18 protein-coding genes are annotated in these 20,990 nt (G+C 46.6%); 7 read left to right on the plus strand and 11 right to left on the minus strand.

Features of this window, described 5'->3' with window-relative positions:
- Positions 1-208 precede the first annotated feature (208 nt).
- Positions 209-2,056 (plus strand): ABC transporter ATP-binding protein, encoded by a 1,848-nt coding sequence (locus KQY15_RS12480; protein WP_217669635.1) that lies wholly within the window; start codon positions 209-211, stop codon positions 2,054-2,056.
- Positions 2,057-2,078: 22 nt separating this feature from the next.
- Here the strand turns inward: KQY15_RS12480 and KQY15_RS12485 are convergent, their stop codons facing one another.
- The 3 genes from KQY15_RS12485 to ppsA all read right to left on the minus strand — a co-directional run bounded on the left by KQY15_RS12485 (position 2,079) and on the right by ppsA (position 6,683).
- Positions 2,079-2,450, minus strand: coding sequence for a BON domain-containing protein (locus KQY15_RS12485; RefSeq protein WP_217669637.1), 372 nt, complete (start codon positions 2,448-2,450; stop codon positions 2,079-2,081).
- 141 nt (positions 2,451-2,591) lie between these two features.
- Positions 2,592-4,100, minus strand: coding sequence for an alanine/glycine:cation symporter family protein (locus KQY15_RS12490; RefSeq protein ID WP_217669639.1), 1,509 nt, complete (start codon positions 4,098-4,100; stop codon positions 2,592-2,594).
- A 204-nt stretch (positions 4,101-4,304) separates the two neighbouring features.
- On the minus strand, positions 4,305-6,683 hold the full coding sequence (gene ppsA / locus KQY15_RS12495) for a phosphoenolpyruvate synthase (RefSeq protein ID WP_217669641.1): 2,379 nt from the start codon (positions 6,681-6,683) through the stop codon (positions 4,305-4,307).
- Positions 6,684-6,820: 137 nt separating this feature from the next.
- On the opposite strand from ppsA, the gene ppsR reads away from it, so the two are divergent.
- Positions 6,821-7,630 (plus strand): posphoenolpyruvate synthetase regulatory kinase/phosphorylase PpsR, encoded by an 810-nt coding sequence (gene ppsR / locus KQY15_RS12500; protein WP_217669643.1) that lies wholly within the window; start codon positions 6,821-6,823, stop codon positions 7,628-7,630.
- A gap of 49 nt (positions 7,631-7,679) precedes the next feature.
- On the opposite strand, the gene KQY15_RS12505 is transcribed toward ppsR, so the two are convergent.
- Both KQY15_RS12505 and KQY15_RS12510 read right to left on the minus strand, forming a co-directional pair.
- Positions 7,680-9,029: a class II 3-deoxy-7-phosphoheptulonate synthase gene (locus KQY15_RS12505; RefSeq protein ID WP_217669645.1), complete on the minus strand. Its 1,350-nt coding sequence runs from the start codon at positions 9,027-9,029 to the stop codon at positions 7,680-7,682.
- 128 nt (positions 9,030-9,157) lie between these two features.
- Positions 9,158-9,634, minus strand: coding sequence for a low molecular weight protein-tyrosine-phosphatase (locus KQY15_RS12510; RefSeq protein ID WP_217669647.1), 477 nt, complete (start codon positions 9,632-9,634; stop codon positions 9,158-9,160).
- 195 nt (positions 9,635-9,829) lie between these two features.
- Here KQY15_RS12510 and KQY15_RS12515 point away from each other — a divergent pair, with 195 nt between their 5' ends.
- Positions 9,830-10,507 carry a response regulator transcription factor gene (locus tag KQY15_RS12515; RefSeq protein WP_217669649.1) on the plus strand — a complete coding sequence of 226 codons (678 nt, stop codon included), beginning with the start codon at positions 9,830-9,832 and terminating at the stop codon, positions 10,505-10,507.
- Here KQY15_RS12515 and KQY15_RS12520 read toward each other — a convergent pair.
- From KQY15_RS12520 to KQY15_RS12540, 5 genes are read right to left on the minus strand one after another with little or no spacing between them, the layout of a single operon-like run.
- A complete protein-coding gene (locus KQY15_RS12520) occupies positions 10,480-11,259 on the minus strand; it encodes a CsgG/HfaB family protein (RefSeq protein ID WP_217669651.1) in 780 nt (259 codons plus the stop codon). The genes KQY15_RS12515 and KQY15_RS12520 overlap by 28 nt on opposite strands.
- A gap of 2 nt (positions 11,260-11,261) precedes the next feature.
- Entirely contained in the window at positions 11,262-11,654 is a 393-nt protein-coding gene (locus KQY15_RS12525; protein ID WP_217669653.1) for a curli assembly protein CsgF, read from the minus strand.
- A 12-nt stretch (positions 11,655-11,666) separates the two neighbouring features.
- Entirely contained in the window at positions 11,667-12,044 is a 378-nt protein-coding gene (locus KQY15_RS12530; RefSeq protein ID WP_217669655.1) for a curli production assembly/transport protein CsgE, read from the minus strand.
- 33 nt (positions 12,045-12,077) lie between these two features.
- Positions 12,078-13,565, minus strand: coding sequence for a hypothetical protein (locus KQY15_RS12535; RefSeq protein WP_217669657.1), 1,488 nt, complete (start codon positions 13,563-13,565; stop codon positions 12,078-12,080).
- 21 nt (positions 13,566-13,586) lie between these two features.
- Positions 13,587-13,991, minus strand: coding sequence for a curlin subunit CsgB (locus KQY15_RS12540; protein ID WP_308160244.1), 405 nt, complete (start codon positions 13,989-13,991; stop codon positions 13,587-13,589).
- A gap of 284 nt (positions 13,992-14,275) precedes the next feature.
- On the opposite strand from KQY15_RS12540, the gene KQY15_RS12545 reads away from it, so the two are divergent.
- The 4 genes from KQY15_RS12545 to KQY15_RS12560 all read left to right on the plus strand — a co-directional run bounded on the left by KQY15_RS12545 (position 14,276) and on the right by KQY15_RS12560 (position 20,719).
- A complete protein-coding gene (locus KQY15_RS12545) occupies positions 14,276-16,777 on the plus strand; it encodes a S8 family serine peptidase (protein ID WP_217669660.1) in 2,502 nt (833 codons plus the stop codon).
- Positions 16,778-16,953: 176 nt separating this feature from the next.
- Positions 16,954-17,862 carry an AAA family ATPase gene (locus KQY15_RS12550; protein ID WP_217669662.1) on the plus strand — a complete coding sequence of 303 codons (909 nt, stop codon included), beginning with the start codon at positions 16,954-16,956 and terminating at the stop codon, positions 17,860-17,862.
- Entirely contained in the window at positions 17,850-18,791 is a 942-nt protein-coding gene (locus KQY15_RS12555; RefSeq protein WP_217669664.1) for a DUF58 domain-containing protein, read from the plus strand. Before KQY15_RS12550 ends, KQY15_RS12555 begins: the two co-directional genes overlap by 13 nt.
- On the plus strand, positions 18,785-20,719 hold the full coding sequence (locus KQY15_RS12560) for a transglutaminase TgpA family protein (protein ID WP_217669666.1): 1,935 nt from the start codon (positions 18,785-18,787) through the stop codon (positions 20,717-20,719). The genes KQY15_RS12555 and KQY15_RS12560 overlap by 7 nt, the downstream gene beginning before the upstream one ends.
- Before the next feature lie 16 nt (positions 20,720-20,735).
- Here KQY15_RS12560 and KQY15_RS12565 read toward each other — a convergent pair whose 3' ends face one another.
- Complete coding sequence (locus KQY15_RS12565) at positions 20,736-20,972, minus strand: TIGR02647 family protein (RefSeq protein WP_254795682.1); 237 nt, start codon at positions 20,970-20,972, stop codon at positions 20,736-20,738.
- Between the last annotated feature and the right edge of the window lie 18 nt (positions 20,973-20,990).

The following is a 20,990-nucleotide window of genomic DNA, read 5'->3' on the forward strand; positions in this document are numbered from 1 at the left end:
AGTTAAGTTATACGCTGATTATAACAGGCTGGTTTGACGTGGCTATAGCAATATTTTGTTATAGTATAACATTTTTATTGCTATACAATTGCGCCGGCAATTCTGCTTTACCGCGCTGGTAAGCGTCTCGATGATTAGACTGATCCAACACTGTAAAATCGGGTACACTAGCAGGCGTTTAACTTGGTTTTTCTATTCAGGATCCTATATGTTGCGTTTTTTTGAACGACTCACTACACCTTTTCCCGCAGCAGCACCCGACCAGCCACCTCGTGGTTTACTGGCCTTTTGCCGTCACTACACGAAAGGCATGGAACGCTCGTTGCTGTTTATGTCTTTATCATCAGCGATCCTGGCCGTTCTTGAAGTTTCATTGTTCAGTTTTATGGGACAGTTAGTAGACTGGCTGGTCGCCAATGATCCTGAAAATTTCTTTAATGACGAACGCACTACCCTGATTGGCATGGCGGTAGTTACCCTTGTCTTATTGCCGCTGATGACCTTTATTCACTCAGCAATCGTTCATCAGACATTGTTAGGTAATTATCCAATGTCGATCCGCTGGCTGGCACACCGCTATTTACTGCGCCAGAGTGTCAGCTTTTATCAGAACGACTTCGCCGGTCGGATTGCCACCAAAGTGATGCAAACATCACTGTCGGTCCGGGAAACAGTAATGAAGTTACTTGATGTGATGGTTTATGTACTGGTGTATTTCAGCGCAATGCTATTTTTCGTGGCGGACGCTGATCTGCGATTAATAGTACCAATGTTAATCTGGCTTATGATCTATATCGCACTGCAGTTCTACTTTGTGCCCAGATTGAAAAGAGTATCAACGGCTCAGGCAGATGCCCGCTCTGAGATGACGGGCCGGATAGTAGACAGTTATACCAACATCACCACTATTAAACTTTTCTCTCATACCAATCGCGAAGAAAGTTACGCCAAAGACAGCATGAATGTTTTCCTGAAACCGGTTTACCAGCAAATGCGCCTGGCTACCGGCCTGAGTGTCTCCGTACAAAGCCTGAACTACCTGCTGGTGTTCAGTGTTGCCGCGCTGTCGCTGTATCTCTGGGCCGGCAGCGCCATTACCGTCGGCGCCATTGCTATTGCTATAAGTCTGGCTTTGCGGTTAAACGGCATGGCTCAGTGGATTATGTGGGAAGTCAGCGCTTTGTTCGAGAATATTGGTACTGTCGCAGATGGTATCGCGACACTGTCACGGCCAATTGATGTAAAAGATAAGAGTCATGCCAGTAAGCTGACCGTGCCGGCAGGTAATATTGAATTTCAACAGGTTACGTTTAACTATGGCAAGACTGACGTTGCAGGCGGCAAAGCCCCAGTGTTGCAACAACTGAATCTTAGCATTAAACCCGGTGAAAAAGTGGGCCTGGTCGGTCGCTCTGGTGCCGGCAAATCCACGCTGGTTAACCTACTACTGCGTTTTTATGATATCGAAAGCGGTAAAATATTAATTGATGGCCAGGATATCAGCTCGGTAAGCCAGGAAAGCCTGCGCCAGCATATTGCCATGGTTACTCAGGATACATCCCTGCTACACCGCTCAGTGCGCGAAAATATAGCTTACGGTAAACCTGATGCAACCGAAGCTGAATTGCTGCAAGCGGCCGAGCAAGCAGAAGCGCTGGATTTTATTGAAGATTTATCCGATCCGAAAGGTAATAGAGGCCTCGATGCACAAGTTGGTGAACGTGGGGTAAAACTTTCAGGCGGCCAGCGCCAGCGGATAGCAATAGCCCGAGTATTGTTAAAAAACGCCCCGATATTGATCCTCGATGAAGCGACATCAGCATTAGACTCTGAGGTAGAGGCTGCTATTCAGGCAAGTCTGAACAAACTGATGGATGGTAAAACAGTTATCGCCATTGCCCATCGCTTATCAACCATTGCCCAGATGGACCGGCTTATCGTGCTAGACAATGGCACTATTGTTGAACAGGGTACCCATACTGAACTGATTACCGCCGGCGGCATTTATGCACAGCTTTGGGCCCATCAGACCGGCGGATTTATCGGAGTAGAATAGAACAATGTCAACGCCGCCGCTTTTACTGCGGTGGCGTACCGATAACTTTTAAATCGTTATTAACCGCATGCACCCCCGGAGTACCAGCAGCTATATTTTCGGCCAGTTCGCGCTGCGCGTCAGTCGCCACCTCGCCGCTTAGCCTGACATCGCCCTTACTGGTTTCAACCAGAATATTCAGATTAGCTAAACGTTGTTCGGCCTGAATAGCTGTATGCACGGCAGTGGTAATATTCAGATCATCACCGGTACCATCCTCACTTTTAATGGTCATGCCAGCTTCATCAGTCTGCGCCTCAAGACTTTGCCGCTCGCGCTCACAGCCAGTTAGCGTTAACACACTAATAAGCAGCATTGCCACTGTTGCACCAGGTAATAAAGATGTTATCTGCATTTTAACTTCTCCCTGCTATAAAACATGTCAATTGATTGGCCTAAGTATGGTGCAACCTGCCTGATGACGCAAAAAACTTAGCCTGATCAAAAAAAAGCCCGGCTTAGTAGCCGGGCCCAGGGATCCCTTTGCTTTTTAACGTTACTTCTGCTGTTTTTCCAGCCGCTTCTCCCAGAAGGTAGCATTTTTTATACCCAGTTTTACCGGGTCAAACCGGATAGGGCCACCGGCTTTCTTTTGTTCTTCATAGTCATTCAGACATAAAATGGCAGGTTTAGCGACAAAGAAAATAGCCAGAATACCGAGGATATTAATCCAGGCCATTAAGCCGACGCCGATATCACCGATCCCCCAAATGTAGCCAGAACTATTCACCATACCGTAGGCGACCATTGCCATGATAACAACCTTCACCAGTACCAATGGGATCTTGCCCTTAAAATAACGGTTTAAGTAGGAAACGTTGGTCTCGGCAATATAGTAGTAGGCAAGAATGGTGGTAAAAGCGAAAAAGAAGATAGCTATTCCAACAAAAGCCTGACCGAACTGGCCAAATACGCTGTTCAACGCCATCTGGGTAAAAGCCGGCGACGCCACTTCAGTTGCCGCATCAATATTCTGGACAATCAGCGTGCCCGCCCCTGTAGCAGCATTAAAATCTTCGGTCTGAATGTTATATTGTGAGGTAATTAAAATCATCAGCGCCGTGGCTGTACAAACAAATAACGTATCAACATAAACCGAGAATGCCTGAACCAAACCTTGCTGCGCCGGATGATCAACCTCAGCAGCGGCTGCCGCATGCGGACCCGTTCCCTGACCGGCTTCATTAGAATAAATACCACGTTTTACGCCCCAGCCAATTGCTGCGCCCATGCCGGCCTGAGCTGTAAAGGCATCGGAAATAATCAGGTTGAAAATACCAGGTACTTTGTCCAGATTAAGGAAAACCACGATAAGAGCCATAACGATATAGCCAAGTGCCATAAAAGGCACCACGATCTGAGTAAAGTGAGCAATCCTTCTGATCCCGCCAAATATGATAAATGCCAGCACAATCAGAATAATCGCCAGCGCTACCAGTTTTAAACTGGCGACTTCACCAAAACTGGTAACCACCATATTGCCTTCGCCAAACACCTGGGTAAACGCATTGCCCACCGCATTGGCCTGCACCCCAGGAAGAAAGACGCCACAGGCGATAATTGCTGATACTGCAAATAACACCGCCAGCCACTTCTGACCGAGACATCGTTCAAAATAATACGCCGGGCCACCCCGATACTGACCATCTTCGTCAACTTTATAAACCTGGCCCAACGTAGACTCAGCATAGGCAGTACTGGCGCCAAGAAATGCCACCACCCACATCCAGAATACGGCACCCGGCCCACCAAAGCCAATGGCAGCAGCCACGCCGGCGATGTTACCTACCCCAACCCGGCCCGATAACGATACTGCCAGTGCCTGAAATGAAGAAATACCTTTATCAGATTCGTTGCCACTTAACAGCAGCTTACACATTTCTTTAAAGTGTCTGACCTGAGCAAAGCGGGTAATGATCGAGTAAAACAAACCTGCGCCAAGACACAAGAATATCAGCGCAGGGCTCCAGATAATACTATTGACGGTGCTGACCAAGGCTTCCATTAGTTTCCCCTGTAATTATTGTTGTTAGTATTTTTAGTGGCTTATTCTCAGTAATTTGCCATAACACGCTGTTAATAGCTACGTTTGCTGTCGTCTGTATTGGGTGTTTAGTGGTTTTTTGTGCGATTTTAGTCTCTCAACGCCCGATCTATGCCATTTTACGAAAAAGCCCCGCGAAGCGGGGCTGTGATTCAGATAATAAGATTAATGTTTACCAAATTTTTCTGCCAGATACAACCAGGTTTCCAACACCGTATCCGGATTTAATGAGACACTATCTATGCCCTGCTGCATTAGCCAGCCGGCGAAATCTTCGTGATCTGAAGGGCCCTGACCGCAAATACCAATATACTTGCCTTTCGCTTTACAGGTTTTGATTGCCATTTCCAATAGTTTGTAGATAGCCGGATTACGTTCATCGAACAAATGGGCTATCAAACCGCTATCCCGGTCCAAACCAAGCGTCAGCTGGGTTAGATCATTTGAACCAATGGAAAAACCATCAAAATACTCGAGAAACTCTTCAGCTAATAAAGCATTTGAGGGCAATTCACACATCATGATCACCCGCAGGCCATTCTCACCGCGCTTCAGGCCATGCTCGGCCAGCAAATCAATGACTGCCGCAGCTTCTTCCAGAGTGCGAACGAAAGGGATCATCACTTCAACATTAGTAAAGCCCATGTCATTCCGCACCCGCTTTAATGCCTCAACCTCAAGGGCAAAACAATCACGAAAATCCGCAGAGATATAACGCGATGCGCCGCGAAAACCAATCATCGGGTTTTCTTCATGCGGTTCATACTGCCTGCCACCAACCAGATTGGCATATTCATTTGATTTAAAATCAGACATCCGGACAATGACTTTTTGCGGCGAAAAAGCACAGGCCAATGTCGCAATACCTTCGGTTAACTTTGCAATATAAAACTCAACCGGATCAGCATAACCGGCAATCATCTGTTTAATAGTGCCTTGTAACTCCGCCGTCTGCTGATCAAAATTTAGCAGTGCTTTAGGGTGCACCCCAATCATACGGTTGATAATGAACTCAAGCCGGGCCAGGCCAATACCGGCATGCGGTAATTTGGCAAATGAAAATGCCCGTTCAGGGTTACCAACATTCATCATAATTTTTAAATCGAGTGCCGGCATCTGATCAACCCGGCTGCTGACAACTTTATAATCAAGTTTGCCATCATAGATAAAACCAGTATCACCTTCCGCGCAGGATACCGTTACCTGCTGACCGGTTTTAATCTTGCTGGTAGCATCACCACAACCAACCACAGCAGGTATACCTAATTCCCTGGCAATAATTGCCGCATGACAGGTACGCCCCCCCCTGTTGGTTACAATGGCTGAGGCCCTTTTCATAATAGGCTCCCAGTCCGGATCTGTCATATCGGTTACCAGCACATCCCCGGCCATTATCTGGTCCATCTGCTCAATACCTTTGAGAACCTTAGCGGTGCCGCTGCCAATACGCTGGCCAATCGCCCGGCCCTCAACCAGCACAGGCGCTGAGCCCTGTAACTGAAATCGTTCCATATTATTGCTGTCTTCCCGGCTTTTTACGGTTTCCGGGCGAGCCTGCACTATATAAAGCTTGCCGTCATTGCCGTCTTTTGCCCATTCAATATCCATAGGCCGGCCGTAGTGCTCAGCAATAATAACCGCTTGCTTTGCCAGTTCTTCAACTTCGGCATCAGTTAGTGAAAACTGCTGGCTGCGAGTGGTATCAACATCAATAATTTTTACCTGCTTACCATGGCCCTGCTCCGCCGAGTAGACCATTTCGACTTTTTTGCTGCCAATATTGCGCTTAACAACCGCTGGCCGGCCCGCCGCTAAAGTAGGTTTGTGAACATAAAACTCATCAGGATTAACAGCGCCCTGCACCACCATTTCACCCAGGCCGTAAGACGACGTAATAAACACAACATCTTCAAAACCTGACTCAGTGTCGATACTGAACATTACGCCAGAGGAAGCAATATCTGAGCGCACCATTTTCTGTACCCCGGCAGACAACGCTACGCCCCGGTGATCATAGCCCTGATGCACACGATAGGAGATAGCCCGGTCATTAAATAGCGAGGCAAAAACGTGTTTAATGGCAATGATAACTGCATCGTAACCCCGGACATTCAGGAACGTTTCCTGCTGGCCGGCGAAGGAAGCATCTGGCATATCTTCGGCCGTTGCTGAAGAGCGAACAGCGAATGAAACATCATGTGCAGGATCGGTATGCAGCTGCTGGTAAGCCTGACGAATCACTTGTTCCAGTTCAGGTTGAAACGGCGTGTCTATTACCCATTGCCGGATTTGCGCTCCGGCTTTGCTTAGTGCCGTAACATCATCAACATCCAGCCCATCCAGTAATTGATAAATACGCTCATTAACTCCGCTTTGCTCAAGAAACTGATTAAAGGCATCAGCAGTGGTGGCAAAACCACCAGGCACCTGCACCCCGGCATTAGCCAGGTTACTGATCATTTCACCCAGGGAAGCATTTTTACCCCCTACCCGATCCACATCGTGCATACCCAGTTTTTCATACCAAATCACAAATTCTTGCACAGTTCGTCTCCAATTTTTGTCGAAGGGCGTGTAAGCTTACAGTCAGCGTTACATGGCGCAGTGATTTTACACTCTGGCCGGACTTATTTAAAACCTTAATTTTTATGTAATTTTATAACAACAAAACGGAGTTCAAGGTGCGGACAGCTTTCTATATTTCTGATGGTACTGCTATCACGGCTGAGGTATTTGGCCATGCCTTACTTACTCTTTTTCCAGCACAATTCGAGCATATTACCATTCCTTTTGTTGAAACAGTGGATATGGCTGAACAGGTTAAAAACCGAATTAATGATCGATATAAAACAACGGGAGTGAAACCGCTTATTTTCCAGACCTTTGTTGCTGACAACCTACGACACATAATTAACAGTAGCGATGGTATTTGCTATGACTTTCTTAACAGTTTTGTTGAGCCCATACAGCGCGAATTAGGTATAGCGCCGGTACCTAAAACTCATCGCACCCACAGCATGCATGAAAAGACGTACGATTTCAGAATTGATGCGGTGAATTATGCTTTGGCCAATGACGATGGCGCTAATATGAAAAACTTTGATCAGGCAGATATTATTCTGGTAGGGGTAAGCCGCTCAGGTAAAACCCCCACGAGCCTCTATCTTGCCTTGCAATATGGAATAAAGGCAGCTAACTATCCTTTTGTCGAAGAAGACATGGAAATGCTACGGCTACCCGCGGAGCTGATGCGCAATAAGGATAAACTGTTTGGCCTTAGCATCACGCCTGAGAGGCTGAGTCAGATCCGTCAGCAGCGCCGTCCTGATAGCCGTTATGCTTCTATCAGACAATGCACGGCTGAATTGAATGAAGTTGAAGCACTGTACCGGCGGGAGCAAATTCCTTTTTTAAATTCGACGCATTTGTCGATAGAAGAAATATCTGCAAAAATTATTGCCAAAACTGGGTTGAAACGGCATAAATACTAACAAAAAAGGCCCTTAAGGGCCTTTTTTAAATTAAAACAGGGCCAGACTATTATTTCCTGCCTGCACTTAAAGTATCGGCAATCAGAAACGCCAGCTCAAGTACCTGATCTGCATTCAATCTGGGGTCACACTGGGTAAAATACCTTTTACTTAAATCATGCTCGCTTAAACCATAAGCACCACCGGTGCATTCTGTCACATGCTCACCAGTCATCTCCAGATGAATCCCGCCAGCATGGGTGCCCTCCGCCTTATGTACGGCAAAGAAATTCCGAATTTCTCGTAAAATGGCTTCAAAATCCCGGGTTTTAAAATCGTTACTGGCTTTTACCGTATTGCCATGCATCGGATCGGAGCTCCAGACCACTGTCCGTCCCTCTGCTTTAACCTTGCGCACTAATGCTGGTAACTTGTCAGCCAGTTTATCCGCGCCCATCCGGGTAATCAGGGTTAACCGACCAGCGGTATTGTTCGGATTAAGTGCATCAATCAGTCTGATTAATTCATCAGGCTGCATACCCGGCCCAACTTTAACCCCCACCGGGTTGTGGATCCCCCTGAAAAACTCCAGATGAGCGTGGTCTAACTGACGGGTCCGCTCACCAATCCAAACCATATGCGCTGAGCAGTCGTACCAGTCGCCAGTCAGCGAATCACGCCTGGTTAATGCCTCTTCATAATTTAAAAGTAATGCTTCATGAGACGTAAATAGTTGTGTTTCCCGGATAGACGGCGAGTTCTGCGCGGTAATACCACAAATTTCCATAAAACGTAGCGCTTCCTGGATCCGCTGCGCCACGTTATGATAGCGATCTTTTAGCGGGTTAGACTCCACAAAGCCCATATTCCATTTACTAACCTGGTGTAAATCAGCCAAACCGCCCTGAGCAAATGCTCTTAACAAATTCAGGGTGGCAGCAGAATGATGATACGCCGTTATCAGCCGGTTTGGATCGGGCTGGCGGGCACTCTCGGTGAACTCAAAACTATTAACAATATCGCCACGATAGCTTGGTAATGATACCCCCTCTATCGTCTCAAGATCACTGGAACGGGGCTTGGCGTACTGGCCTGCCATTCGGGCCACTTTAACCACTGGTAAGCCACCGGCGTAGGTCAATACCACTGCCATTTGCAGCAGCACTTTAAACGTGTCGCGGATTTTGGGTGCATTAAAATCGTTAAAGCTCTCTGCACAGTCGCCGCCTTGCAGCAAAAAGCCTTCGCCTTTTGCAACCTGGCCTAATTGCGTGTGTAAATCACGGGTCTCCTGAGCAAATACCAGAGGTGGGTAACGATGTAACTGTTGTTCCACTTGCTGCAGTAATTGCTGGTCCTGATAGGACGGCTGTTGTTGAATGGGCAGTGCCCGCCAGCTATCTGGCGTCCAGGTGGTCACAATCTAATTCCTATACTAAAAATTACTAAGACGTCTGCAAAGTTATAGACTTCTGGACGTAAATTCAATCTTGTTCTCAGAGTTTTTCAAACTAATTAAAGAGATAAAGTAATAAGCCCATCACTTAGCTATCTGCCGGTTATCTCCGGTGCTGAAACAAGGTTATCGCAGGCGCGCTCAATTAGATCAAGCACCAGTTCAAAACCTTTACTGCCACTGTAATAAGGGTCTGGAACTTCGCTTATCGTTGGATATTCCGGATGAAAAGACAGAAACAGCTTAACTTTGTGCGCAAATTCAGCAGGACATCGTCTGTTTAGTTCAGCCAGGTTGTCGTTATCCATTGCCAGAATAAGATCAAAATTGGCAAAATCGTGGTCAAATACCGGTCGGGAATAAAGATCGTTGAAATGGTAACCTCTGGCGCTTCCCGCTTTAATACTGCGACTATCAGGCGGCTCCCCTTTATGCGAGGCACTGGTACCTGCCGAGTCTATTTCAATATCAAGGCTTTTTAACTGAGCTTTATGTCTGAGTATTGCGTGAGCGGTTGGTGAGCGGCAAATATTCCCTAAACAAACCACCAGAATTTTCTTTACGCGCATTACATTTCCTACCGTTATTATAATCAACTGAAACTTAATTACTGTGCTTAGGTTAGATTCACACCTCGTAGCATTGTATCAGTTATATTTTCTGTGTTGCAGCCATCATTGGTTGCAATTAATTGCCACGCGGTACAGTATATCCGAAGTTGTTTTAGTCAGGGTTCAGACTAAAGTCGTTTGGAGGTGAAAACAATGGAACGGTTTTCCAGGCTGATAATACTGTCAGAGCGCCAGCAATTACACAATATCGTAATGTTAGCGCAGTCGGTTGGCATAAAAGTACAGCAATGCAGCAGACATGACTTTTTACTGCAGCCAGTTAAGTCAGGTGTGCTGGTTGGTTGCCAGTTTACCAGCCAGGATTTAACAAAAAAAGGCATATCAGCTGAACTGGCTCAGCTAATGCAAAGCTACCCGGCTTTTATTTTCCAGGCTGAACGCGCGTTGATTGAACCCGTAATGGCAGTACATAGCGGTCTTAGAGGTTTAATTTACCGTGATGAACAACTTGACCGTGTTCTTACCGCTCTGAAAACTCTGATGTCCGGTCAGCTTTATTACTCCCGGACTGTCATGTCTGATGTTGTTGACCAGTTAATTAATAAACCCAAGAAATTAAATACTGAAGTTTCGGCAGCCAATAATGCCCAATTAACAAAGCAGGAAAAACGAATAATCGGCCTGGTGGCGGAAGGCGCTCGCAACAAAGAGATCGCCGCAACGTTAAATATCAGTGCTCATACCGTTAAAGCTCATTTATCCGCTATTTTTCGTAAAACACAGGCCCGTAACAGAGTTGAATTGCTGCGCTGGTTGCAGCAATCCAATCAGATGATAACCAGTCAGCCTGCAGTGGCCAGGCTTGCCTGATCATCTGCCCGCCAGAAGCCACGGTCCAAACCAATATTTATCAGTTCAACCACGGCACTTTCCATTGCCTGTTTCACACAGTATTGAACAGGCTCATTGGTTGAATAACCGCCTTCCATTTCAACCAGCCTGTTTAGTGAAACATACCGGAATAAGCCAGCCCTAAGCTCCTGTGAAAAAACTTTTTTTGTTGTTGAAACTGATAGCAATACCTGGCCACTGTATACATCAATCGCCCTTAAATAGACCGTAACCTGATCTTCTCGGTATAACTCTGATAAGCCCAGACCAAAATACTCAGCGCCAATACCACCTGTCGTTAAATTGGTCTCATAGCCGATAATGCCACCTTCAAACACCAGCCGGGCTTCTTTCAACGGTGGCAGTTCGTTCAGTTTTTTATTGGCGCCATGAATTTTCCGCTCTGTGAGTAAGTTCTGTAACCCTTCTCTTTCTAACGGCGCAAACCAGCCACTGTCCAGTAAAATCTGGGTTAGCATGGATGTTGCTCCCTGCGTTACTGCAGTTGAAAAACTTGAAACATTGCCCTGAGGTTTATACTGGCCTGTTTGATCGCGAAACGCATACACCGAAACCGGAATTTGCTGACGCGGTTTGGCCTGCTGCTGCAAACTTTGCATAGTGCTGCTGACACTATCAACACTGGCCGGCGTAATATTAAGCTCCGGTTTTGGCAACGCGGAGCAACCGGCTAACAAAAATAACACCGTCGCTATAAATTGTAGTTTCATTACTATAGTCCGCCACCAATTACCGGAATAGTAATGATGGTTACTTCACCCGTATCCAGATTAGTTATATTAACAATGACACTGCCATCCGTTCCCGTTGAAATCTCAACCAGAAACTCGCCTGTATTGTAGACGCCATCAACTAATTCGCCGTCAGCGATTCGCCTGGTAAGAGAGTTAATAATATTTCGCTCAAGTGCCTCCTGAAACTTATCAACAAAGGACAACGTTGGCCGCTCTTCCTTAAATCCATTCTGGCTTTGGGCTTTTTGCAATAAAAAGTTTCCGTTTAACGGATTACCACCAAAGCTGGGGTTTATCGGGGTATACACTAACTCAGTGGCATTTACTAAAGCACTTGTCAGCAGGAATAGCACTACTGCACATCGTTTCATTTTTATTCCCTATTAAAATATTTCCTGATCCTGCTCACCCAACATTGTTCTGGCCTGAATATTAGCAAGTTCATTAATACTGCGTAGAATAGCTTGTTCAGCCATGTCTTTAACATTATTGTACCTGCGGCCAAAGTAAGTTTGATAAACCCGTTGCTGATTAATCTCTACCCACAAAAAAGTACCCGCCTGCGGATACACCTGCTCATAAATAACTACAGACACACCTTCAGTAGCGGGCATATCGCGCCAGTAACCTGAATAGTAAAACATGAAGTCTTTGCCAAAACGCGAGATAGTGCGGTCTATAACCAAACCGCTCAGTTCGATATCATTTGCTGCTACCTGGCCGGGTAACAGCAATATAAACAGCAGGAAAAGTGTTTTCATATACAACTGGCGGCCTTAAGGCCGCCTTGCAAATTAGTTTTGAGTAACAGTGGCGGTATTAAAGTCACCTTCTTGCACAATAGTCATAATATTGCCATTGCCATACTGCTCGCCGAGTACCAGGTTATCATTACCCACCTGACTGATAGTAACGGTACCATTCTCGCCTGAAAGCGCGAAATAACCGTTATTACCCGCCACCCAGTTACCATTACCTTGCTGCAGAATATCTGCAACATTACCGCTGCCTTCAATCAGAATATCAACCAGGTTTAACTCACCACTTTGTTCAATATCAATGCTGTTCATAACAACAGCCGCATCACTGGTAATAAATGTTGAGTTTAAGTTCCCATTCTGTTCGACGGCAATATCGTTGTCATCGCCAACTACATCGATACCAGCAAAGTTGTCGTCTCCGGTTTGCATTATTTCAGCGGTATTGCTGCTACCAAACAGCCCAATACTAGCCATATTTGCATTACCAAAACTATAAATAGTGGCATCGTTGCTATCACCGGCTAATAGCATTTCTGCCGTGTTGTCATCACCGTTTTGATAAGCAGTAAGGTTATGGCCATCGCCATCAGTAGCAATAAGAGCATTATTCAGGCTACCATCCTGCCGCATATCAATCAGATTGTCATTGCCAACCAGACCAATCGGCGCCTCAACTGTATTGCCCGTGCCAGTCTGGTCAATCAGTACCATATTGTCATTACCTGCCAGAGGCTCGACTAAAAACACGTTATCAACACCATCTTGTTTAATATCAACAAAATTACTGCTACCCTCAACGCCAGTGGCGATAAAGACGTTGGTAGTACCTTCCTGTTGCACATAAACCTGGTTGTCGTCGCCGGTCAGGCCTACAACACCCGCCACGTTGGCATCACCATACTGCTCAGATTCAAATATGTTGTTATCACCAAACAAATTAAACATACCAGCCTGGTTATCGTTACCTTCCTGTATGCTATACAACGTGTTGCCATTTCCACTAAAGCCCGCATTCGCCCAGTTGCCGTTGCCATTTTGTTCAATTTCAGCAAGATTCATATCACCTTGTAAGGTCGCAAAAGCCTCGTTTAAATCTCCGGTCTGAAAAATTGCGGCATCATTGACATTCCCTTCAACTATCACTTCGGCCTGATTATAAAAACCATCCTGTGTCACCGTAGCAATATTTTCATCACCAATGATATCAGCAGCGGCGATGTGCCAATCAGCATATTGTTCCAGTCTGACCGAGTTATCATTACCGGTGCTGAAACTATATCCTTCCAACCATAAGCCATTTTGCATTACGCTGCTGAAGTTAAGTTCACCTACCTGTTCAACTATAGCCAGATTAGCTGTACCACCAGTGTTAGTCTGAGTAACTTCTGCGGTATTCCCTTCGAGCGAACCTGCAGCAGAGCTTTGAAATATCGTTGCTTCATTATCGGCAAAAGCACTGCCAGCGAAGCACAAAGCGACAGCCATACCTAACAGATGTTTACGTGATTTAATAAGGTTCATGTTAGCTCCCTGAGTCTCTTTTTAGTATTGAATTATTGAGATTTCAGCACCATCGCCAATTTGTTCAATAGCGAAACTTCGGTTTCCCCATTGCTCTAACTGGATCAGATTGCTCTCCCCGTGCTGTAAAATATCAGCGTGATTATTGTTTCCGTACTGGTTAATTTGTGCCTGGTTGTCAGTACCATACTGCTGTAAAAAAATCTGATTAAGCACACCTTGCTGGATTAATACCGCATAGTTAGCTTCACCAGCCTGTGTAACATTAGCGGCGTTTAAATCACCTAACTGCGTAATGTCTACACCATTGGCCAAAGCGTGCCTTTCAAGTAACGATGACAGTTGTACTGAAACATCTGCAAACACGACCTCACTTGTTAACAGCAACACCCCTAACCCGACAATCTTTAAATTTACAATTCGCACAAATTTTTCCACATTTGTCATTACATTAACCAGACTAAAGACATATTCAAAAGCCACAATAGGACAAATGTTTTATTTTTATTTCAATTTTGCAATCTTTAATAAATTTTTTTATCCGAATAAACAGCAGCATAGCCAATAATGTTCACATTAAACCCCACCAAGGTACTAACCCTTTTGTACTATTTTCCTTAAAAATATGAGCAAATTGTTAATATAAATGCTAATGCTAATAGGTGCAGTAAAAGCGCATAAATTAACAAATAATTAAAATGGGAACTGATATGTCCAAGCAAAAAATTCTGGCGCTGGCAATTGCCACAGCGCTGTCTTCAGGTTCAGCGTTTGCAATGAATAAAGCTGCAGAAGCTGATGATTCTATTCTTGTCATGTTTAAACCGGGGGTTTCGAAGCAGGAGCGTATTTCCGTTGTTTCGCGCACCGGAGCCAGCTTACGTCAGCTGGATAATCAGGGTCGTGATATCAAAATGCGTCACATCGCGGATGGCCGCATCGCTAAAATTAAAGTACCAAAAGGTATTAATCGTGATTTTTTAATCAAGCAACTTACATTAAATCCGGCAATTGAAATCGCTGAGCCCAACTATCTGGTTAAAGCGCTTAACGTGCCATTGGCCGTACCTAATGACCCGAGTTTTGGAGAAATGTGGGCGCTTGACAACACGGGGCAGAATGGTGGCACCGCGGGTGCCGATATCAGTGCAACAGAAGCCTGGGATATTACGACCGGAAGTCATGACATTGTAATTGGGGTAATAGACTCTGGTATGGATTATAACCATCCTGACCTTATCCCGAACCGCTGGGAAAATGATGGTAGTTATCCTGGCCATCCTCACGGTTACTCAACATTAAATGAAAACAATGATCCAATGGATAGCGACAGCCATGGTACTCACGTTGCTGGTACTATTGGTGCCAGCGGCGATAATGGCATTGGCATAACGGGCGTAAACTGGAACGTGACCCTGTTACCCTGCCAGTTCCTGGGCCCAACCGGCGGCAGCACAGCTGGCGCTATTGAATGTATTGATTACTTCACTGACTTAAAAACAAACTATGGCGTCAATGTTAAAGCGACTAATAATTCCTGGGGTGGCGGTGGTTTCTCTGAGACCCTCAGAGCTGCAATTCAGTCTGGCGGCGATGCCGGTATTCTGTTTATTGCAGCCTCAGGCAATGATGGTGCTGACGCTGACGTCAGCCCAATGTATCCGGCAGCCTATGATCTGGATGTGATTGTATCTGTAGCCTCAACCGACCGTAACGACAATTTGTCTGTATTCGCAGTAGGCGCATCTAACTATGGAGCTACATCGGTAGATTTGGGCGCACCAGGCTCTGCTATTCAGTCAACAATTCCGGGTAACAGTTATGCTGCCTATTCTGGTACCTCAATGGCATCACCACATGTTGCTGGTGCAGCAGCCTTGCTGTGGTCTATTAATCCGGAAATTACACCATTGGAGATGAAGGCCATCCTGATGGATAGCGGCGATGAACTTGACTCTCTGGCTGGTAAGACCGTTTCCGGTAAGCGGCTTAATCTGGTCAGTGCACTGGCAGATGCCGACCCAACCCCAAGTTTCCGCTTATCGTTATCTCCCCGCAGCCAGCAAATCGTCGCTGGTGAAATGGCTGAGTTTACGCTTGATGTCGGCAATCTTGCAGACTGGATGGGAACTGTTGAGCTTAGCGTCAGTACCGATCCAAACCTCGCCGGCGCATCATTATCAGCAACAACGGCTGAACCGGGTGATACCATAACGGTTACTGTACCAACAATGGCGGATACTGCCTGGGGTGATTATTTAATCACAGTTACCGGTATTGATGCTGCCGATCCTGAAGTGATAAAGACCGTGTCGGCAACACTGGATGTATTACCGCAGGGTTTGGCAGATTTCAGCTTTGATAACAACACATCAATTGCCATACCGGATAATAACGCCGTTGGAATCGACAGTGTTATTAATGTGCCAAACGAAGGTACTGTGTTCAGCGTTGAAGCTGGTGTTGATATCACTCATACCTGGCGGGGTGATTTACTGGTCACTCTTACCTCACCTCAGGGAACCGAGCATACGTTACACAATCGTGCCGGCGGCAGCGCCGACGATTTAGTTGAGAGCTGGGTTGTTGACACCTTTAATGGTGAAGGTATGCAGGGTGACTGGACCTTAAACGTATCTGACAATGCCGGCGCTGACGTTGGAACGCTGAACAGCTGGAGCCTGACGATTACCGCACTGGCTGGCGATGTTGTCGATCCGGATCCTGAAGCGCCTGTGGCTGAGTTTAGCTATGTTGCATCTGGTCTTAATGTCGATTTTACAGACACTTCAACTGACGCGAATAATGACATCAGCAGCTGGAGCTGGGATTTTGGTGATGGCAATGTGTCTTCACAACAAAATCCAGCTCATAGCTATGCAGCAGAAGGCAGCTACACAGTAAGTCTGACCGTTACCGATGAGACAGGTCTGACTGACACCACAAGTCAGTTGGTAACGTTAGTGGAAAGTGACATCAGCCTGAACCTGCACCGCGCTATCCGAGCCCGCACTGGTGCAACCATCGTTGATTTACGCTGGACGGGGGCAACCGGCAGCGTTGACCTGTACCGGGATGGCGAGTTTATAGAGACAGTTGAAAATGATGGCAGACATCGCGATCGTTTCGACTCGATGGCTGCGTCAGTAACGTACAGTCTGTGCCTGGAAGGTACAACGGTATGTTCAGCTGATTTAGTCGTCAATTTCTAATCGTTCTGTTGTTCGTTTAACTAAGGCAGCTTCGGCTGCCTTATTATTTTGTTGATCCCCTCGACAGAGCGACTAGTATAGAGAAAGGATAAAGATTATCTCAGCAACAAGTTTACCCCGACCCATCCGGTTAAATGGCATCCGCCGCCTGGTTCATTAAGCAGTAAGGAGATCGCGTGTTAGCGCAATTACATCAAGTCGAACAAAGCATTAATCAGGTTATTCTTGGCAAACAGCAGCAAATCCGACTGGCACTTTGTTGCTTACTCGCCGAAGGCCATTTGCTGCTGGAAGATTTACCAGGTTTGGGTAAAACCACCCTTGCCCACGCACTGGCCAATAGTCTGGGTTTAAGCTACCGGCGGGTACAGTTTACCAGCGACTTACTACCCGCTGATTTAACCGGGATTAGTATTTATGATGCCCGGTCACAGCAATTCCATTTTCAGCCAGGGCCGGTATTCTCTCAGGTTTTACTGGCTGATGAAATTAACCGTGCCAGCCCGAAAACCCAGAGTGCATTGCTGGAGGCCATGGAGGAGCGTCAGGTTACGTCAGATGGTGAAACCCGACCGCTGCCAAGTCCGTTTTTTGTTATTGCCACTCAGAATCCGTTGTTTCACGCCGGAACATCGGCTTTACCTGAGTCACAGCTGGATCGCTTTTTAATGCGGCTTTCATTAGGCTTCCCGGAACGGGAGGCTGAGCACCAGTTATTGGTTGATGACAGCAAAGGTTCCAGACTACAGTTTTTAACACAGCAACTGGACAGTGCAACCCTTAAAAATCTGCAACAACAGCTGAGCGAAGTTAAAGTTACCGATGCGGTCATTGACTATCTGCTGAGTCTGGTTGACGCCAGTCGGAATCGTAATGATATGTTACCGTTGTCACCCCGTGCATCCAAAGCCCTGCTACGGGCAAGCAAAGCCCATGCCCTGCTGGCCGGCCGGGACTTTACCACTGCAGATGATATCCAGCAGGTCTTCCCATCAGTAGCTGAACACCGGTTAGATCCCCGCTCAAGTGCTGCCAGTCATAGTCTTAGCCAGATTTTACTGGAGCAAACTGATTGTCCGCTATGAAAAGTGTCAGACACCAGTTCAAGCATTGGTTTAATAACTGGCTTGATAAGCGGCAGCCTAAAGCACGAACCGTTACCCTTAGCCAGAAAATAATTTATATCCTGCCAAGCAAGTTTGGTCTCTGGTACATTTTACTGCTGATTTTACTGTACCTGCTTGGCACCAATTATCAGAACAATCTCATTTTATTAATGAGTTATATGCTGTTTTCTGTGTTACTGCTGGCGCTAGTATTAGCATGGCGTAATTTACATGGTCTGACAGTGAGCTGTGCCCCTGTTTTAAGTGCCTACGCAGAAGAAGTACTGATGGTGCCGGTGTCATTACACAGCCCGCAACCCCGCCAGCAGTTACAATGTAATTTCAGCACAAACCAGCCACCATCAATACTGGAAGACAACAGACAACAGCTGATGGTACCGCTGCCGACAACGAAGCGGGGCTTTCTGCCTTTGCCTCGCCTTACCGTTCACAGCTATTTTCCTTTTGGCTTATTTAACTGTAAAAGCTTATTGAACCTGGATTACCATTACTGGGTATTTCCCAAACCACTGGCAACAGATCCAGTAGTGTTAAACAGTGATACCAGCGGTAGTAAAAACAACAGCAGTGAAGACTTCGACACCATCCGCAGCTATCAGGCGGGTGATAGTCTTAAATTAATGCTCTGGAAAAGGCTGGCCCGCGATCCGGCTAACCCGGCGGTTAAACATGCCCCCAGCACTCCGCAGCCTGAGCCTGACTGGATCACCATTCCGTCAGTCAGCGGCGCAGCGCTGGAATTGGCGCTATCTAAAGCCTGCTATCTGATGATACAACTTGAGCAACGCAGTAAACCTTATGGATTACGGATTAAAGGTACCAGCATTAGTCCATCCTGTGGCCAGCCACATCTTGAGCGTTGTCTGCGGGAGCTGGCATTATGCTGATCCTGTTAAGCCGTCAGGCGATACTGTCGTTTTATGCCATTCTGGTTTCGTTAATAGTGTTGCTGCATCAGGCATTGCCGTTGTGGTACAGCGCAATTCTGTTGCTGTTGTTGTTGTACCGATGGCCTCTGCAGCAAAACGACAAAGTTAATAAACTTAAACGGGTTAATGTTATTGCCGCACTGATCCTGCTGCTACTGCTGGTTGCAATAAAGCAGAGCGGTGTTTTTCATTTTATGCTGCAAATATTGTTACTATCTGCTGTCAGCCGTCTGGTACTGATCCGTCAGCGCCACGACAGCCACCAGTTGTTATGGGTGCTGTATTTTCTGCTGGCATGCTGCTTTATTTTTTATCAGAGCATGCTGGTAAGCCTGGTTATTCTGGCCCTGTTAATGTTTACGCTTTACTGCCACTACCGGCTGTACGCCAGCAAGCAGTATCAACTGCAAATGCTGCAACTGGTCAAAGCCATCTTAATTACCCTGCCCGTCTGGATTTCTTTGTTTCTGCTTTTTCCACGTTTACAACCATTGTGGCGGATCCCAACCGCTGAAGCAGCGGTAACCGGCCTGGCTGATACCCTTGATCCGGGAAGTATTGAGAATCTGGTTCAAAGCGATAAGCTGGCCTTTCGGGCAATATTTACCGATCCCCCCCCTCCACGCCAGCAATTGTACTGGCGCGCAAAAGTATATGAAGATTTTGATGGCCGCAGCTGGACAGTAAATCAGCGTTTTGAGCGCCGGCAATCCGCTAACCGGCAGCCTGAAAATACCAATGCCGAACAGTGGATAAATTATCAGGTTATTGCCGAAGTCAGTAACCAGCGTAGTTTATTTGCGCTGGGGCAGCCGGTGCAATATGCCAGTGTAGTCCGACCAACTGCGGCATATTTAGTTGAAGCCCGTCGCCCGGTAACCCAACGTCTGAGTTATCAGCTTAGCAGTATGCTTACGCCAGTGCCGGCAGATACAACATTTGAACAGCAACTGAATAGCCGCACCGTCAATGCCAACCCAGAAACCCGGGAATTAGCCAGTCAGCTTGCGGCAAAGAGCCGCTCAACCGCAGAGTTAATTGAGCTGATCAGTACAATGTTTCGCCAGCAACCGTTTTATTACAGTTTAAACCCGCCACGGCTTGGCGCTAACAGTATTGACGCCTTCCTGTTTGATAGCCGGACAGGTTTTTGCAGCCACTATGCGTCGGCAACAGCGGTATTGCTGCGGGAAGCCGGTGTTGCCGCCCGGGTGGTAGGTGGTTATCAGGGTGGTGTCTGGCATGAAGAACAGCAGTATCTCGAAGTTCGGCAACGGGAAGCGCATGCCTGGGTAGAGTATTATGACCAGGGGAGCTGGCAGCGTTTTGACCCGACCGCAGTTATTGCACCTGAGCGGGTGCTGGCCGGGCTCGAAGCGGTATTAATGGCGGATGAGCAAAACCAGTTGCAGGCAAACTGGCGGCGTTTCTCCGCATTGAACTATCTTAGTCAGCAGCTGTTACACCTCGATTATTACTGGTCGGTCTGGATCCTGAGTTTTGATGAAAATAACCAGCAAAATTTGTGGCAACAGTTAAAAGCCGCACGAAACATTCTGATATTACTGGCCAGTGTACTACTACTTACTGCGATGATTTGGTGGCTGTGGCGTTTCCGGCGCAAACCAGATAACAATGCAGCTGCAGTACGGCTAATTAACAAATACTTTAGCAAAGTACTTAGCAAAAAAGCAGCGGGCCAGCATTTCAGTCAGTTTGCTACGGTTTTAAAGAAACATAACCCGGAATACAACAGCGAGTTAGCTCATATTGATCAGCTATACCAACGGGCACTGTTTGCTGAAGATCAGCAGGCCCTGGTGCAACTGGCAGACTATTTAAAACAACATCGTCACAGTTTAAAGAAACTAACCTGGCCTGAATAAACAGGCCAGTTAATTGCTAACGGTTCGTCAGAATACGCAGAGCAGTTTGAATATGCTCTGCACAATGCACACCCAAATCAGTCAGGTAGCCACCATCGCGCTGGGTAAGCAAACCCTTTTCGTGAAGGCGGGCAATTGCTGCCCGGGTCTCGCCATCGGCATCTTTATGTACTTTTAAGCCTTCCATCTGTGAATCGAGATTATATAAATTCAGAATTTTTATCTCAGCATTAAGTTCAGCTGTTACCGGCATAGCATACATCCTCTGTGT

The sequence above is a fragment of the Arsukibacterium indicum genome (genome assembly GCF_019100565.1).
In the GTDB taxonomy this organism is placed as follows: domain Bacteria; phylum Pseudomonadota; class Gammaproteobacteria; order Enterobacterales; family Alteromonadaceae; genus Alishewanella; species Alishewanella indicum.

Coding starts and splice junctions, on each gene's coding strand:
- KQY15_RS12480 (WP_217669635.1), top strand. CDS start 209: ATGTTGCGTTTTTTTGAACGACTCACTACACCTTTTCCCGCAGCAGCA.
- KQY15_RS12485 (WP_217669637.1), bottom strand. CDS start 2,450: ATGCAGATAACATCTTTATTACCTGGTGCAACAGTGGCAATGCTGCTT.
- KQY15_RS12490 (WP_217669639.1), bottom strand. CDS start 4,100: ATGGAAGCCTTGGTCAGCACCGTCAATAGTATTATCTGGAGCCCTGCG.
- KQY15_RS12510 (WP_217669647.1), bottom strand. CDS start 9,634: ATGCGCGTAAAGAAAATTCTGGTGGTTTGTTTAGGGAATATTTGCCGC.
- KQY15_RS12515 (WP_217669649.1), top strand. CDS start 9,830: ATGGAACGGTTTTCCAGGCTGATAATACTGTCAGAGCGCCAGCAATTA.
- KQY15_RS12520 (WP_217669651.1), bottom strand. CDS start 11,259: ATGAAACTACAATTTATAGCGACGGTGTTATTTTTGTTAGCCGGTTGC.
- KQY15_RS12525 (WP_217669653.1), bottom strand. CDS start 11,654: ATGAAACGATGTGCAGTAGTGCTATTCCTGCTGACAAGTGCTTTAGTA.
- KQY15_RS12530 (WP_217669655.1), bottom strand. CDS start 12,044: ATGAAAACACTTTTCCTGCTGTTTATATTGCTGTTACCCGGCCAGGTA.
- KQY15_RS12535 (WP_217669657.1), bottom strand. CDS start 13,565: ATGAACCTTATTAAATCACGTAAACATCTGTTAGGTATGGCTGTCGCT.
- KQY15_RS12545 (WP_217669660.1), top strand. CDS start 14,276: ATGTCCAAGCAAAAAATTCTGGCGCTGGCAATTGCCACAGCGCTGTCT.
- KQY15_RS12560 (WP_217669666.1), top strand. CDS start 18,785: ATGCTGATCCTGTTAAGCCGTCAGGCGATACTGTCGTTTTATGCCATT.
- KQY15_RS12565 (WP_254795682.1), bottom strand. CDS start 20,972: ATGCCGGTAACAGCTGAACTTAATGCTGAGATAAAAATTCTGAATTTA.